This window comes from Micromonospora sp. NPDC003816 (genome assembly GCF_042874705.1).
GTDB lineage: Bacteria > Actinomycetota > Actinomycetes > Mycobacteriales > Micromonosporaceae > Micromonospora.
This window is the reverse complement of record NZ_JBIANP010000006.1, coordinates 359,045-374,287: the sequence shown is the minus strand read 5'-3', so window position 1 is coordinate 374,287 and position 15,243 is coordinate 359,045. Positions and strand designations below refer to the sequence as shown.

Here is a 15,243-nt window from a genome sequence, read left to right as displayed (position 1 = left end):
TCGGGTATCGTCCGTTCGTTCAGTCGGAGATGCGACCGTCCACCCGTTCGCCCTAGCCAGTTGTCAGACGATCGGGCAGAATCCGGTTCACGCGCTACCAAGCGCGGTCACGTCCTCGCTGATCTGCAGATCTGACGATGGTTCCGGCACGGTCATCACGAGTGACCCGCCACCGGAACGATGGAGGCGAAGGTGTCCGACGAGCGACCTTCTCCGGAAGGGCCGGCCACCTTCCGTGAAGTTTTCGCCCAGAGTGAGTACCGCGCCGTATTCGCGGCCAACACGCTGACCTGGATCGGCGATTACGTCGCCAAGGCGGCGGTCACCCTCCTCGTCTACCGGACGACCCAGTCCGTCGCCCTCTCCGCCGCCGCCTTCGCGGTGAGCTACCTGCCCTGGCTGATCGGCGGGCCCCTGCTGGCCACCGTCGCCGAGCGACACCGGTACCGGCAGGTGATGGTCGTCTGCGACCTCATCCGCATGTCGCTGATGCTGCTCATCGCCATCCCGGGCATCCCGGTGCCGGTGATCCTGGCGTTGCTGTTCGCCACCACGTTGGCCAACCCGCCGAGTCAGGCCGCCCGGTCCGCCCTGATGCCGCTGATCCTGCCCGGCGACCGGCTCGTCGTCGGGCTCTCGATCAACGCCAGCGTGGGGCAGGCCGCCCAGGTGGTCGGCTATCTGCTCGGCGCCGTCGTGGCGACGGTGAGCCCGACCGCCGCGCTGCTGATGAACGCGGTCGCCTTCGCGCTCTCCGCGCTGCTCGTCCGGGTCGGCGTCCGCGACCGGGCCCCGGCGATGAGCACCGCCCACCGCAGTCACCTGCTACGCGAGACCGGCGACGGGTTCCGGATCGTCTTCCGGACGCCGGTGCTGCGGGCGATCGCCGTCCTGGTCTTCAGCGCCATGCTCTTCTCGATCGTGCCCGAGGGGCTCGCCGCCGCCTGGGCGAACGAGAGCGCGGACGGGATGAACACCGGCCTGGCGCAAGCCATGATCATGGCCTCGCACCCGCTCGGCTTCATCCTCGGCGGCCTGCTGATCGCGCGGCTCGTCGGGCCGGCCCGTCGACTGGCCCTGATGCGCCCGCTGGCCGTCTTCGCGCCGCTGGCCCTGGTGCCGTCGTTGCTCGACCCCTCTCCGGTGATGGTGGCCCTGCTCGCCGCCGTCTCCGGCTTCGCGGTCGCCGGCATGCTGCCGGTCGCCAACGGACTCTTCGTGCAGGCCCTGCCGGACGGCTTCCGGGCCCGCGCCTTCGGCGTGATGGCCACCGGCGTGCAGGTGATCCAGGGCGCCGCGGTGTTGGTGACCGGGCTGCTCGCCGAACGCTTCCCGATCCCCGTCGTGGTCGGGGTGTGGAGCGTCGCGGGCGTGCTGCTGATGTCGATCGTGGCGCTCCGCTGGCCCGACCACCGGGCCGTGGCCGCCTCCGTCGAGGCGGCCCGGCGAGCCGGTGCCGCCCCCGCTCAGGGCGGTGCTCCCGGGCCGGAGGCGCCCGGCTCCGAACAGGTGGGTCCGGGGCGGCCGCAGCACGCGGTGAGCTGAACCACCCCCGGCCGGCCGTCCCAGGCGGGCCGACGGTCGATGGGGCCTGGCAGGATGGAACGGTGAATCCCGCAGGTGAGTCCGAGCGCAACGGCGAGACGGTCACGCTCTTCGAGGCCGTCGGCGGCGAGCCCACGTTCCGCAAGCTGGTCGACGAGTTCTACGCCGGCATCGCCACCGATCCGCTGCTACGGCCGATGTACCCGGAGGACCTGGGCCCGGCCTCCGACCGGATGAGGCTGTTCCTCATGCAGTACTGGGGCGGCCCGAACACCTACTCGTCCCAGCGGGGGCACCCCCGACTGCGGATGCGGCACGCGCCGTTCCGGATCGGCGCCGCCGAACGCGACGCCTGGTTGCGGCACATGCGCCGGGCGGTCGACACTCTCGACCTGCCGCCGACGATCGAGACCGAACTCTGGACCTACCTGGAGCGGGCGGCCCTCTTCATGGTCAACGTGATGGAGGACCCGGCCGCGCCGGCATGAGCCGTGGTCACCCGGCACGGGGTACGTGCCCGCCACCTGTCCGGCGGGCCGCATCCGTACCGGCTCAGAGCAGCGCTCCCTCGTCGTGCAGCCAGTCGACGAAGCTGGTGGCCACTGCCGCCCCGCAGTCCAGCAGCTCGACCAGGAGGGCGTCGTGGGCCCCCGCGGCGAGCGGCACCTGCAACTCGGCGTAGATCGGCAACTGGCCCCGCTCGGTGGCGTCACCCACGTACGCCTTACAGAAGCGTCGGGTGTGGTTCCACTCGTTGACCACCCGGTAGGCCCGGTCCGCCCAGTCCGGCGGCACGGTCGCGTGCGGCCTGGCCCGGAGCACGAGGATCTCGTCCTCCGGCCCCTCCAGCGTGACCAGCACCGCGTGCCGCTCCCACATGGCCAACAGGTTGCCGTCGCCGTCGGCGAGATAGCGCACGTCGAGCAGGTCGAGCGCATCGCAGACCCGGCCCAGGGTGACCGGTTCGACGGTTGCCGGCATGTCGGCGATCAACGGATGCTCCCCGCCCGACCGGTCGTCCCCCGGTTGGCGGGGCGGAGGCGGCCCGACCCGGACCGTGCCCTCCACCGTGATCCTGCTTCGAGTTTCCGGGTCACCGCCACTGGCGGGACCGGGGCGCCATGACCACCACGGCATCGCTCGCGCACCTCACTCCCCAGCGGATCCAGTCGCCTACGGTGGGTTGGATCCGAGGATGGACGGTACCCGGACAGCCGGAACGAAGCACCCCCCCAACGGCAGCCCCAGCCCAGAAGGATGACCGAGGGTCATCCGTTCGCATGAGCCACGGAGGGCCGTACGACCAGATCCGTGGCCTTCTGCGACCAGACAGCTCCATACGGTCCCACCAGCCCGACCCATCGGCCAGCCGCACGGACCTGGACCGCGCCCGATTCCGGCGAATCCCCGGCAGCACCCAGGAAACCCATCCGAACCAGACCCTGCACCAATCGCTGGGTCACCTCCACCGGACGGCCAGGCTCGTCGTCCGGCGTGACCACCACCGCCACGTGGTCCAGTAGGGCGTCGCGCAGGGCCCGCTGCCCGACCGCCCGACCGGCCACCCCGTGCGCGGCGGCCTCGCGCAGCGTGCCCGCCGCCGCCGAGGCGAGTCGGCGCAGTTCCCCGCCCGGCAGCGTCTCCACCCACCGGCTCCCGGCCGGCGGCAACGCCCAGCGCCACTGCGCGTCCTGTCGCGCGGGCAACGCGCTCCCACCGGCCGTCAGTTCGGCCAGCAGACTCCCGGCGGCCACCGTGGCGTCTCCGGCACCCGCGCCGGCCACCGTGCGCGCCGCCAGGACGCCCCACGGCAGCCGGGCCCAGAGGGAGGTACGGCCCGGCGCACCGGCCGGCCGCAACCGGACCAGGGCGGTGCTCTCGAACCGGACCAGCCGGGACAGGAAGGCCCCCGCGTCGGCGACGTCGACGATCCCGTGACCGTCGACGTCGCCCCGCGATCCGGTCACGGTGTCCCGCCGTCGAGGGCGTACCCGAGCAGGAAGGCCCGTTCCTGCTCGGTCAGCCGACGGGCCGCCTGCTGGGCCAGGTCGAACGGCACCAGCACCGAACGCGCCCGGCTGACCAGCAGGTCCCCGTCGTACATCTCGTAGCCGATGGTGAAGGAGGCCGCGCGGATCTGCTCCACCCAGAGGTCGATGCGCACCGTGGGCGCGCCCTCGGCGGTGGCGCGGTGCAGGGCGAAGTCGACCGGGCGCAGATAGTCGATCTCGTGCCGGCGGATCACGACGCCGTTGGTGAACGAGTCGATCCCCTGGGCCTGGGCACCGGCGAACATCAACGCCACCCGCGCCTCCTCATAGAGCGTGAGGAAGCGGGCGTTGTTGACGTGACCGTACGCGTCCTGGTCGGACCAACGCAGGGTGCAGTGGTAGACGAACCGGTCAGCCACGACGATCCGCCCCGATCAGTCGCGGGTCAGCTTGCGGTAGGTCACCCGGTGCGGCCGGGCCGCCTCGGCGCCGAGCCGGTCGATCTTGTTCTTCTCGTACGCCTCGAAGTTGCCCTCGAACCAGAACCACTTGGCCGGGTTCTCGTCGTCGCCCTCCCAGGCGAGGATGTGCGTGGCGACCCGGTCCAGGAACATCCGGTCGTGGGAGATCACCACGGCGCAGCCGGGGAACTCCAGCAGCGCGTTCTCCAGGCTGGAGAGCGTCTCCACGTCCAGGTCGTTGGTCGGCTCGTCGAGCAGGATCACGTTCCCGCCGATCTTCAGCGTGAGCGCCAGGTTGAGCCGGTTACGCTCGCCGCCGGAGAGCACCTTGGTCGGCTTCTGCTGGTCCGGCCCCTTGAAGCCGAACGCGGCGATGTACGCGCGGGACGGCATCTCGACCTTGCCCACCATGAGGTGGTCCAGCCCGTCGGAGACGACCTCCCAGACCGACTTGTCACCGGCCAGACCCTGCCGGTTCTGGTCGACGTACGACAGCGAGACGGTCTCGCCGACCTTGACCGAGCCGTCGGTCGGCTGCTCCAGCCCGACGATGGTCTTGAACAGCGTGGTCTTGCCGACGCCGTTCGGGCCGATGATGCCGACGATGCCGTTGCGCGGCAGCGAGAACGACAGGTTGTCGATGAGTACCCGGTCGCCGAAGCCCTTGGTCAGGTTGTGCGCCTCGATGACGGTGTTGCCCAGACGCGGACCCGGCGGGATCTGGATCTCCTCGAAGTCCAGCTTGCGGGTCTTCTCCGCCTCGGCGGCCATCTCGTCGTACCGGTCGAGCCGGGCCTTGGACTTGGTCTGCCGCGCCTTGGCGTTGGAGCGGACCCACTCCAACTCCTCCGTGAGGCGCTTCTTCATCTTGGCGTCGCGGCGTCCCTCGACGGCGAGCCGGGCGGCCTTCTTCTCCAGGTACGTGGAGTAGTTGCCCTCGTAGCCGACAGCCCGGCCACGGTCCAGCTCCAGGATCCAGCCGGCCACGTTGTCCAGGAAGTACCGGTCGTGGGTGATCGCCAGCACGGTGCCGGCGTACTTGGCCAGGTGCTGCTCCAGCCACTGCACGCTCTCCGCGTCCAGGTGGTTGGTGGGCTCGTCGAGCAGCAGCAGGTCGGGGGCCTCCAGCAGCAGCTTGCAGAGGGCGACCCGGCGACGCTCACCACCGGAGAGCGTGGTGACGTCGGCGTCCGGCGGCGGGCAACGCAGCGCGTCCATGGCGAGTTCGAGCTTGGAGTCGATGTCCCAGGCGTCGGCATGGTCCAGCTCCTCCTGGAGCCGGCCCATCTCCTCCATCAGCTCGTCGGAGTAGTCGGTCGCCATCTGCTCGGCGATCTTGTTGAACCGCTCCAGCCTGGCCTTGGTGTCCGCGACCGCTTCCTCGATGTTGCCGAGGACGGTCTTCGCGTCGTTGAGCGGCGGCTCCTGGGCCAGCAGCCCGACGGTGTGGCCGGGCATCAGCCGGGCCTCGCCGTTGCTCGGCCGGTCCAGCCCTGCCATGATCTTGAGGAGGCTGGACTTACCGGCGCCGTTCGGGCCGACCACACCGATCTTGGCCCCCGGCAGGAAGCTCAGCGTCACGTTGTCGAGCACGACCTTGTCGCCGTGCGCCTTGCGCGCCTTTTCCAGGACGTAGATGTACTGGGCCACGGTACGGGCTACCCTCCGTCGGTGGTGATCGCCGAATGTCGTGTGGTGCGGGTGCGGGCCGGTTGACCGCCCGCCGCCGGCCGGAAGCCGGCCACGCGCACGCCATCGTCAATCCTGACAGGTACGCCGCCCCGCGCCCACATCGCCCCGCCCGACGCCATCGGGTAGGCCACCGGCCCGACACGCGGCAGCCCAGGCCGTCGGGGCAGGCGGCGGGCCGTGTCACCATGATCACGTTCACGGTTGACGGAGTCTGGGAAGGGTAGGTGACTCCGGCACGGGGGAACAGACGCCGCAGCTACGCTCAGTACGCTCATCGCGGTGGACCCGTCAGCACCCGGAGGTGGCCGATCGTGACCGTCCGTAGCTCCTTTGTCGTAGTGGCGAATCGACTGCCGGTCGACGAGGTGAGCACACCTGAGGGCCGACAGTGGCGACGCAGCCCAGGCGGGCTGGTCACCGCACTGCACCCCGTCCTCGCCGAGCATCAGGGCACCTGGGTCGGCTGGGCCGGCGGCACCGGCGCGGCCCCCGAACCGTTCGACCTGGAGGGCATCCGCCTGCACCCGGTGCCGTTGAGCGCCGAGGAGTTGGAGCGGTACTACGAGGGCCAGTCCAACGCCACCATCTGGCCGCTCTATCACGACGCCGTCGAGACGCCCGCCTACAAGCGGCGCTGGCGTGAGGCGTACCGCCTGGTGAACGCGCGCTTCGCGGAGGCCGCGGCGGAGGTCGCGGCCGAGGGCGCGACGGTGTGGGTGCAGGATTACCAGCTCCAGCTGGTGCCGGCCATGCTCCGGGAACTCCGGCCGGACCTACGGATCGGGTTCTTCCTGCACATCCCGTTCCCGCCGATCGAGCTGTTCATGCAGATGCCGTTCCGCACCGAGATCCTGCGCGGACTCCTCGGCGCCGACCTGGTCGGGTTCCAGCAGCGGCTGGCCGCGCAGAACTTCGTCCGGCTCGCCCGCCACCTGCTCGGCCTGCGGTACGAGGGCCAGATGATCCAGGTGGACGGTCGGCAGGTCAAGGCCGGCGCGTTCCCCATCTCCATCGACACCAAGGAGATGGAGCGACTGGCCGCCGACTCGGCGATCCAGGCCCGGGCCAAGGAGATCCGCGAGGAGCTGGGCAATCCCAAGACGATCATCCTCGGCGTGGACCGGCTCGACTACACCAAGGGCATCGAACTGCGACTCAAGGCCTTCCGCGAACTGCTCGCTGACGGAAAGTTGACAGTCCCCGACGCCGTTATGGTGCAGGTCGCCACGCCGAGCCGCGAACGGGTCGAGCACTACCAGGCACTTCGCGTCAAGGTCGAGCGCGAGGTTGGTCGGATTAATGGCGAATTTGGGCGGGTCGGTGTGCCTGCGGTGCATTATCTGCATCAGTCGTACAGTCGGACCGAACTGGCTGCGATGTACGCCGCCGCTGACGTGATGATGGTGACTCCACTGCGAGACGGAATGAACCTCGTGGCCAAGGAGTATGTCGCGTCGAGGGCGGACCACGGGGGCGCGCTCGTACTCAGTGAGTTCGCCGGCGCAGCCACCGAGCTGCGTCAGGCGTTCCTGTGCAACCCGCACGACCCCGACGCGGTCAAGGACGCTCTGCTACGGGCCGTGCATGTGGAGAAGCCGGAGGCTCGTCGCCGTATGCGGACTATGCAACGCCATCTGCGCACCCACGACGTGGGGCACTGGGCGAAGTCCTTCCTCACCGAACTAGGTGTGCCTGACATGGAGGCGGCGTGAACGCCGGCTCAAACGAGATCATCACCCCGGCGGCGGGCACCATGGACCCGGAGCTCCGGTCCGCCATCGGCCGGATCGCCCGGGTCCCCCAGCTCCTCGTCGCCTGCGACTACGACGGCACGCTCGCCCCCATCGTGGAGGATCCGAGCAAGGCCGTACCGCTGCCGGAGTCGGTGGCGGCGGTGCGTGCCCTGGCCGCGCTGCCGCAGACCACCGTGGCCGTCGTCTCCGGTCGCGCGCTGCGCGACCTGGCCGCGCTCTCCCGGCTGCCCAGCGAGGTCCATCTGGTCGGCAGCCACGGCTCCGAGTTCGACATCGGGTTCGTCGAGCGGCTCTCCCCCGAGCTGATCGCGGTCCGCACCCGGCTGCGGGACGCGCTGCGCGAGATCGCCGCGACCCACCCGGGCGTACGCCTGGAGCGCAAACCGGCGAGCGTCGCGGTGCACACCCGTGGGGTGGCCCCCGAGATCGCCGGCGCGGCCATCGAGGCGGTCCGCAACGGTCCCGCCACCTGGCCGGACGTGACGGTCACCCAGGGCAAGGAGGTGATCGAGCTGTCCGTGGTGGCCACCCACAAGGGCACCGCGGTCGACCAGCTCCGCACCCAGCTCTCCGCCAGCGCGGTGCTCTTCATCGGTGACGACATCACCGACGAGAACGCCTTCGGCAACCTGCACGGCCCCGACGTCGGCATCAAGATCGGGCCCGGCGAGACCAAGGCCGGCTACCGGGTGGACGAGCCGATCGAGGCCGCCCGCGCGCTCGGACTGCTCCTGGAGACCCGACGGCACTGGCTGTTCGGCGAGCGCGCGGTGCCGATCGAGCGGCACTCGATGCTGGCCAACGGGCGTACCGTCGCCCTGCTCACGCCGGACGCCAAGGTCTCCTGGCTGTGCAACCCCAAGCCCGACTCGGCGGCCATCTTCGCCGACCTGGTCGGCGGCAGCCCGGCCGGTCACTTCAGCGTCGCCCCCGAACGCGGCGGCATCCCCCTCGGCCAGCGCTACCGGTCCGGCACCATGACCGTGGAGACCCGCTGGTCCGGGCTGACCGTCACCGACTGGCTCGACAAGCCCGACCCGAAGGCCACACCGGACGGTCCCGCGATCATCTCCGGTGACTCCACCCTGATCCGGGTGCTGGCCGGCACCGGTCGGGTCCGCGTGGAGTTCGCTCCCCGGCCCGAGTTCGCGCAGGTCGCGGTCCAGCTCCAGCCGGTCGGCGACGGCCTGCTGGTGCTCGGTTCCAACGAACCCATCGCGCTCTACTCCCCCGGCGTGCAGTGGGAGGTCGGCAACGACGGCGGGTACTCGACCGCCAAGGCGGTGGTCGACCTCTCGGCGCTCGGCGGGCAGGTCGTGCTGGAGCTGCGCTTCGGCACGCACAGCCTGGAACACCACCGGCTGCCGATCCACGAACGCCAGGCCGCCGCGGAACGGCCCTGGAAGGACTGGGTCGCCTCGCTACGCCTGCCCACCACGGCCCGGGACCTGGTCGCCCGCAGCGCGCTCACGCTACGCGGGCTCTGCCACGAGGCGACCGGCTCGATCCTCGCCGCCGCCACCACCTCGCTCCCCGAGGAACTGGGCGGAGTCCGCAACTGGGACTACCGCTACTGCTGGCTGCGCGACGCCGCGATGACGGCCCGCGCCCTGGTCGACCTCGGCTCGATCACCGAAGCCGAGGCGTTCCTGCGCTGGGTGGACGGATGCGTCGAGCGCACCGGCGGACACCCCGAGCGGCTGCACCCGCTCTACACCGTCGACGGGTACGAACTGGGCGCCGAAGCGGTCATCGACACGCTGCCCGGCTACGCCGGCTCCCGGCCCGTACGCGTCGGCAACCTCGCCAACCACCAGCTCCAGCTCGACGTGTTCGGCCCGATCGCCGACCTGATCGCCGCCACCGCCGACGCCCGAGGATCGGTCCGCCCCGAGGAGTGGCGGGTCCTGGAGAACATGGTCGAGGCGGTCCGTCGCCGCTGGCACGAGCCCGATCACGGCATCTGGGAGGCGCGTCTGCCTCCCCGGCACCACATCTTCTCGAAGGTGATGTGCTGGATGACCGTCGACCGGGCACTGCACGTCACCCGCCAGCACGGCGGCGAGGACCGCGCCGAGTGGGTGGAACTGCGCGACCGGATCGGCGCCAACGTCCTCGAACACGGCTGGCACGAGCAGGCCGAGGCGTACAGCGTCGCGTACGGCGACGAGGACATGGACGCCTCGTCGTTGTGGATCGGCCTGTCCGGGCTGCTGCCCGGCGACGACCCGCGCTTCCTCTCCACCGTGCTCAAGATCGAGGCGGACCTGCGCAGCGGCCCGGTCGTCTACCGCTACCACTGGGACGACGGCCTGCCCGGGCGGGAGGGCGGCTTCCACATCTGCACGTCCTGGCTGATCGAGGCGTACCTGCGCACCGGTCGGCGTACCGACGCCGAGGAACTGTTCCTCCAGATGATCGACACGGCGGGCCCGACCGGACTACTCCCCGAGCAGTACGACCCGCTCGCCGAGCGCGGCCTGGGCAACCACCCCCAGGCGTACAGCCACCTCGGCGTGATCCGCTGCGCGCTGCTGCTGGACAACATGCTCAAGCAGTAGCCCACGTACGCGCACACGGGCGGCCGGAGACCCAAGGTCTCCGGCCGCTCCGCCGTCCCCACTGCGTCCTCCCAGGCGCTCCACAGTCTCTCCCACGTCCCACCCCGCCCTGCCCCGCATATCACTCACCAGTCCCGCCCTGGGATGGTTCGGGCATGGCTCGGGATGACCTCCCGGTTGATCAAGAAGTTTCAATCCGGATTCGCCGCCCATACGCACCAAACTCCTTGATCAACGACTGACCTTGCGGCCGGTCGGGCCTTGCGGGGCTGGCGCGGACGGGCCTGCGGGACAGCACGGGAGGCAGCGCGCGTCGGGGATTTCTGCCTGGATGGCGGCCGTGTCCGCTATGAGTCGAATTCGGATCGGTGCTGGGCGGAATCGGGGTGGGGTCGGGGGCGTTGTCATCGGGTGGCTGACCGCGCAGGACCCCAACCTCGCGCAGGCGGTTGGACTCTCGCCTCGGCGCAGGATGGCGGGCGGGTGTCGGAATGGTCTGGCCCGGTCGGTGGTTATACCTGGTCCCGGCGCCGCGTCAGGCTGGTGGATGGCCGGGGAATGATGCGGGCTGGCAGGTGGTTGTGTATTGACCCGGCGCCGCAAAGCCTGGTCCGGTGATTCCCCTTCTCGGGCCCGTGTTGCCGTCGGATTTCCCCTTTCTTCTAGCGCCTGACGGCGTTCGCGTCACTCTCGATCCCCCTGTGGGTGGCGTCTACCCCCGAATGGAGCTTGTGATGAACTCGAAGCTGTTGCGTAAGAGTGTTCTCGGTGTTGCCGGTCTCGCGTTTGCCGGTGGTGTGTTCGCTGGTCCGATCATGCAGGCTGACGCCACCCCCGTCACGGGTTCGCTGGTGGCGGTGCAGGCGGACAAGCCCGACAGCGGCAAGTTGATTCCGCATGGTGTGCAGGGTGCCCAGTCGCGTATCGATCTGGACGATGAGCAGGTCGGCAACGCGAAGGCGATCATCGCGGCGACGAAGAAGGCCGGTATGGACGAGCGTGCCGCCGTCATCGCGATCGGCACCGCGTTTCAGGAGTCGAAGTTGGAGAACCTGGGTCACCTCGGTGACCGCAACGATCACGATTCGCAGGGCTTGTTCCAGCAGCGCCCGTCCAGTGGTTGGGGCACGGTGGAGCAGATCACCGACCCCGAGTACTCCACCCTGGCCTTTCTGAAGGGTTTGAAGCAGGTCGACGGCTGGCAGGACATGCCCCTGACCGTCGCCGCCCAGACCGTCCAGGTGTCGGCGTTCCCGGATCACTACGCCCAGTGGGAGCAGCAGGCCGCTGACCTGGTCGCCGAGCACTGGAACAGCTGACCCCACACTGGAACAGCTGACCCCACACCGATCCAGACTTTCCTCGAACATGGGGGAGCAAGAACGCTGCCGGCCGGTACCCACCACGGGTACCGGCCGGCAGCGTCTGTCCCGCGCCCCGGATCCCCGCACGACTTGCGGTGTACGGCGGGGTGGGATGTAAGCAGGGGTCCCCTGCTATACACCAGGCGTTAGCAGGGGACCCCTCCTTACAAAAAAGCAAGCAAGCACACGAACAAGCCGGCAAGCAGAATCCGCCGCGCGACCGGGAACAACGAGCGGTGGAGCGCGGTTGTACCGGGCGTCGGTGTGATCCAGTGTCCCCGGGCCTCACCTAAAATGCCGTCGCGGAATACCAGTTCGGCTGGAGCCGCGTCGCGCCACTCGCCGAGAGGCGACCTGCACACCGACCTACTGGCCGGCATCCCACTCGGGGTGCCGGCCAGTCGCCTTCACTCGGACAGGTCGAGAGCAGTGACCACGTCACCGAGTACGACCACGGCGGGCGGGCGCAGTCCCGCGTCGGCGACGGCGGCGGCGACCTCGCCCAGCGTGGCGCGCACGACCCGCTCCGAGCCGGTGGTGGCCTCCTGGACCACGGCCGCCGGGGTGTCGGCGGGTCGCCCGTGTGCCAGCAGGGTGGCGGTGATCGCCGGCAGGTTCTTGAGCCCCATCAGGATCACCAGCGTGCCTCGGAGACCGGCCAGGGCCTCCCAGCGCACCAGCGAGTCCGGTGAGTCGGGCGCGACGTGGCCGGACACCACGGTGAACTCGTGGGCCACGCCCCGGTGGGTGACCGGGACGCCGGCCGCTGCGGGGGCGGCGATGGAGCTGGTCACGCCGGGAACCACGGTGACCGGTACGCCGGCCTCCGCGCAGGCCAGCAGTTCCTCCCCGCCCCGGCCGAAGACGTACGGGTCGCCGCCCTTGAGCCGGACCACGAAGGACCCGGCGCGCGCCCGGTCGACCAGGATCTGGTTGATCTCCTCCTGGGTGCGGGACGGTCCGTAGGGGATCTTGGAGGCGTCCACCAGTTCGACGCCGGAGCGCAGCTCGTCCAGGAGCAGGCCGGGCACCAGGCGGTCGGCGACCACGACGTCGGCCTCGGTGAGCAGACGCCATCCCTTCAGGGTGATCAACTCGGCGTCGCCCGGCCCGGCACCCACGAGGGCGACAGCGCCGCCCCGACCCGTCCGGGTGTTAACAAGGGGCCCTTCCTCTACCGGAGGCGTTAATAAGGTGCCCTTCCTTACGTGCAGGAGGGTACGGATGGCGTCTCGGACGGCCATGGCGCGGTGTGGGTCTCCGCCGCCGAGGACGCCGACGGTCACCGGACCGTGCCGGGTCACCGCCGGGGTCCAGGCGGTCGCCGCCGTACGGTCGTCGGCGCGTACGCAGAAGATCCGGCGTTCGGCGGCGGCGGCGCTGACCGTGGCGGCGGCGACCGGGTCGTCGATGGCGACCTGCACCAGCCAGGCGCCGTCGAGGTCCTCAGGGACGAACCGGCGCGCCGCCCAGCGCAGCCGTCCGGCGTCGGCGTGGGCGCGCAGGGCCGGACTGATCTCGGGCGTCACCAGCAGCACGTCCGCCCCGGCGTCGATCAGGGCGGGTACCCGGCGAGTGGCCACCGTTCCCCCGCCCACCACGACCACCGGGAGGCCGGCCAGGCGCAGTCCGAGCGGATAGGGGTTCGCGGTCACTTCTCGGCCACCCCGGCGGCGTCGAAGGTGGCGACCTCGTGCAGGACGCGGGCCGCGCCGGTGACCACGGGCAGGGCCAGCAGGGCGCCGGTGCCCTCGCCCAGCCGCAGGCCGAGGTCGATCAGCGGGTCGAGACCGAGCCGGCGCAGCGCGACCGTGGCGCCCGGCTCGGCGGAGCGGTGACCGGCGATCATCGCGCCGACCGCGTCGGGGGCGAGGGCCGCGGCGGCGAGCGCGGCGGAGACCGCGATCACGCCGTCCAGCAGCACGGGTACGCGTCGCGCGGCGGCACCGAGGACGAACCCGGTCAGTGCGGCGTGTTCCAGCCCGCCGACGGCCGCGAGCACTCCCAGCGGGTCGTCCGGGTCGGGGGCGTGTCGGTGCAGCGCGGCCCGCACCACTTCGATCTTGTGGTGGTACGTCGGGTCGTCGACGCCGGTGCCCCGACCGGTCGCCTCGGCGGCGTCGACCCCGGTGAGGGCGGCGATCAGGGCAGCGGCGGGTGTCGTGTTGCCGATGCCCATGTCCCCGGTGAGCAGGATTCTCGCGCCCGCGTCGATCAGTTCCCCGGCGATCCGGATGCCGACCTCGATCGCCGCCGTGGTCTCCTCGCGGGTCAGCGCGGCGGTGACGGTCAGGTCCCGGGTGCCTCGGCGTACGGGGGTGGTGACCAGTCGGGGCAGCCCGCCGTTGTCGTCCGCGTCGGTCGGGTCGGGGGCGGGCAGCGGGGTGGCCACGCCGACGTCGACCACGGTGACCGAGGCACCGGCCTGCCGGGCGAACGCGTTGACCACGGCACCGCCGGCCAGGAAGTTGCCGACCATCTGCCCGGTGACCTCCTGCGGCCAGGGGCTGACCCGCTGGGCGTGCACCCCGTGGTCTCCGGCGAAGATCGCCACTGCGGCCGGGGTCGGCAGCGGTGGCGGGCAGGTGCCGGCCAGGCCGGCGAGGCGTACGGCCAGCTCCTCCAGGGCACCCAGCGAGCCGGCCGGCTTGGTCAGCCGGGCCTGCAACTGGCGGGCCGCGGTCATCGCCGGCTCGTCGAGCGGGCCGATCGCCGCGATGGTGGTCTCCAGCATCATGCCTCCAGGATCTCCGCCAGCACCTCGATGAACGCGTCCGTGGTCGCCCGATCCCGTACGGCGATCCTCAGCCAGTCTGGTCCGAGTCCCGGGAAGGTGTCGCCCCGGCGTACGGCCCAGCCGCGTTCGCGCAGGTCGGCGCGGAGCCGGTCGGCACCGGGCCGCTGCACCAGGACGAAGGCGCTGGCCGGACGGCCGGCGACGCGTACGCCCGGCAGGGTCGACAGCCGGTCGACCAGGTAGGCGCGGTCGTCGGCGAGTTGCGCGGCGATGGCGCGCTCGGCCTGGACCGCGACGTCGGTGGCGCAGGCGGAGGCGGCGGCCAGGGCGGGGGTGGCGACGGCCCAGAGCGGCTGTACGGCGGCCAGCCGCGCCAGCAGCGTCGCCTCGCCGAGCAGGTAGCCGATCCGGAGTCCGGCCAGTCCCCAGGTCTTGGTGAGGCTGCGCACGACCAGCAGGCCGGGCAGGTCGCGTCGGGCGGCCAGCGACTCGGGTTCACCGGGTACGCCGGGCGTGGCCGTGGTGTCGGCGAACGCCTCGTCGATCACCAGGACCCGGCCGGGGCGGGCCAGGGCGGCCAGGTCGGCGGCGGGGTGCAGCACCGAGGTGGGATTCGTCGGGTTGCCGATCATGACGAGGTCGGCGTCGGCCGGGATGCGATCCGGGTGCAGCCGGAAGTCGTCGGCCGCGTCCAGCAGCACCCGTTCCACGGTGTGCCCGGCGGCCCGCAGCGCGGCCTCCGGTTCGGTGAACTGCGGGTGCACCACCACGGGTCGGCGTACTCCGCGCAGCGCCTGGGCGAGCAGCACGAAGCCCTCGGCGGCACCGGCGGTGAGCAGCACCTCCTCCGGTGGGCGGCGGTGCCGGGCGGCGACGGCGGCGCGGGCCGGACGCGGGTCCGGGTATCCGGCGAGGTCGTCCAGGGCGGCTCTGATCGGGTCGCCCAGCCAGGCCGGCATGGGGGCGCGCCGGACGTTGACGGCGAGGTCGACCAGGCCGTCGCCGACCTCCGCGTCACCGTGGTGCGCCAGGTCGGGTTCGGGTGTCGGGTGGGACGCTCCGGTGAGCGGACCGTGCATGCCCGCGATCCTGCCGGGAAGGCGGCGCGGGCGACAGCAGCCCGTGGAGTGCTCCGCAT

12 protein-coding genes are annotated in these 15,243 nt (G+C 71.2%); 5 read left to right on the top strand and 7 right to left on the bottom strand.

Annotation, left to right across the window (positions count from 1 at the left end; genetic code table 11):
• Window positions 1-180 precede the first annotated feature (180 nt).
• Window positions 181-1,545 (top strand): MFS transporter, encoded by a 1,365-nt coding sequence (locus ACFYTT_RS21795; RefSeq protein WP_357210868.1) that lies wholly within the window; start codon window positions 181-183, stop codon window positions 1,543-1,545.
• Between the two features lie 62 nt (window positions 1,546-1,607).
• The gene (locus ACFYTT_RS21790) at window positions 1,608-2,033 is read left to right on the top strand and encodes a globin (RefSeq protein ID WP_131056276.1); all 426 of its coding nucleotides are present in this window, start codon (window positions 1,608-1,610) and stop codon (window positions 2,031-2,033) included.
• Between the two features lie 64 nt (window positions 2,034-2,097).
• Here ACFYTT_RS21790 and ACFYTT_RS21785 read toward each other — a convergent pair whose 3' ends face one another.
• The 4 genes from ACFYTT_RS21785 to ettA form a co-directional block, all read right to left on the bottom strand.
• Entirely contained in the window at window positions 2,098-2,682 is a 585-nt protein-coding gene (locus ACFYTT_RS21785) for a YbjN domain-containing protein (protein ID WP_131056278.1), read from the bottom strand.
• A 131-nt stretch (window positions 2,683-2,813) separates the two neighbouring features.
• Window positions 2,814-3,512, bottom strand: a complete 699-nt coding sequence (locus tag ACFYTT_RS21780; RefSeq protein ID WP_387261591.1) for a hypothetical protein — start codon at window positions 3,510-3,512, stop codon at window positions 2,814-2,816.
• Entirely contained in the window at window positions 3,509-3,955 is a 447-nt protein-coding gene (locus ACFYTT_RS21775; protein ID WP_350700255.1) for a thioesterase family protein, read from the bottom strand. The genes ACFYTT_RS21780 and ACFYTT_RS21775 overlap by 4 nt, the downstream gene beginning before the upstream one ends.
• Window positions 3,956-3,970: 15 nt before the next feature.
• Window positions 3,971-5,647, bottom strand: a complete 1,677-nt coding sequence (gene ettA, locus ACFYTT_RS21770) for an energy-dependent translational throttle protein EttA (protein WP_131055134.1) — start codon at window positions 5,645-5,647, stop codon at window positions 3,971-3,973.
• 353 nt (window positions 5,648-6,000) lie between these two features.
• Here ettA and ACFYTT_RS21765 point away from each other — a divergent pair, with 353 nt between their 5' ends.
• The 3 genes from ACFYTT_RS21765 (at window position 6,001) to ACFYTT_RS21755 (ending at window position 11,323) form a co-directional block, all read left to right on the top strand.
• Window positions 6,001-7,401 carry a trehalose-6-phosphate synthase gene (locus ACFYTT_RS21765; protein ID WP_131055133.1) on the top strand — a complete coding sequence of 467 codons (1,401 nt, stop codon included), beginning with the start codon at window positions 6,001-6,003 and terminating at the stop codon, window positions 7,399-7,401.
• A 41-nt stretch (window positions 7,402-7,442) separates the two neighbouring features.
• Window positions 7,443-10,004, top strand: a complete 2,562-nt coding sequence (gene otsB / locus ACFYTT_RS21760) for a trehalose-phosphatase (RefSeq protein WP_131055138.1) — start codon at window positions 7,443-7,445, stop codon at window positions 10,002-10,004.
• Window positions 10,005-10,738: 734 nt separating this feature from the next.
• The gene (locus ACFYTT_RS21755) at window positions 10,739-11,323 is read left to right on the top strand and encodes a hypothetical protein (protein ID WP_387261587.1); all 585 of its coding nucleotides are present in this window, start codon (window positions 10,739-10,741) and stop codon (window positions 11,321-11,323) included.
• Window positions 11,324-11,775: 452 nt separating this feature from the next.
• On the opposite strand, the gene cobA is transcribed toward ACFYTT_RS21755, so the two are convergent.
• The 3 genes from cobA to cobC are packed head-to-tail and all read right to left on the bottom strand — an operon-like array spanning window position 11,776 to window position 15,184.
• Complete coding sequence (gene cobA / locus ACFYTT_RS21750) at window positions 11,776-13,023, bottom strand: uroporphyrinogen-III C-methyltransferase (RefSeq protein WP_387261584.1); 1,248 nt, start codon at window positions 13,021-13,023, stop codon at window positions 11,776-11,778.
• Window positions 13,020-14,102 (bottom strand): nicotinate-nucleotide--dimethylbenzimidazole phosphoribosyltransferase, encoded by a 1,083-nt coding sequence (cobT, locus tag ACFYTT_RS21745; protein ID WP_387261683.1) that lies wholly within the window; start codon window positions 14,100-14,102, stop codon window positions 13,020-13,022. Before cobT ends, cobA begins: the two co-directional genes overlap by 4 nt.
• Window positions 14,102-15,184 (bottom strand): Rv2231c family pyridoxal phosphate-dependent protein CobC, encoded by a 1,083-nt coding sequence (gene cobC / locus ACFYTT_RS21740; protein WP_387261581.1) that lies wholly within the window; start codon window positions 15,182-15,184, stop codon window positions 14,102-14,104. The genes cobT and cobC overlap by 1 nt, the downstream gene beginning before the upstream one ends.
• Window positions 15,185-15,243: the final 59 nt, after the last annotated feature.

Coding starts and splice junctions, on each gene's coding strand:
- cobC (WP_387261581.1), bottom strand. CDS start 15,184: ATGCACGGTCCGCTCACCGGAGCGTCCCACCCGACACCCGAACCCGAC.
- cobT (WP_387261683.1), bottom strand. CDS start 14,102: ATGCTGGAGACCACCATCGCGGCGATCGGCCCGCTCGACGAGCCGGCG.
- ACFYTT_RS21785 (WP_131056278.1), bottom strand. CDS start 2,682: ATGCCGTGGTGGTCATGGCGCCCCGGTCCCGCCAGTGGCGGTGACCCG.
- ACFYTT_RS21795 (WP_357210868.1), top strand. CDS start 181: ATGGAGGCGAAGGTGTCCGACGAGCGACCTTCTCCGGAAGGGCCGGCC.
- ACFYTT_RS21755 (WP_387261587.1), top strand. CDS start 10,739: ATGAACTCGAAGCTGTTGCGTAAGAGTGTTCTCGGTGTTGCCGGTCTC.
- otsB (WP_131055138.1), top strand. CDS start 7,443: ATGGACCCGGAGCTCCGGTCCGCCATCGGCCGGATCGCCCGGGTCCCC.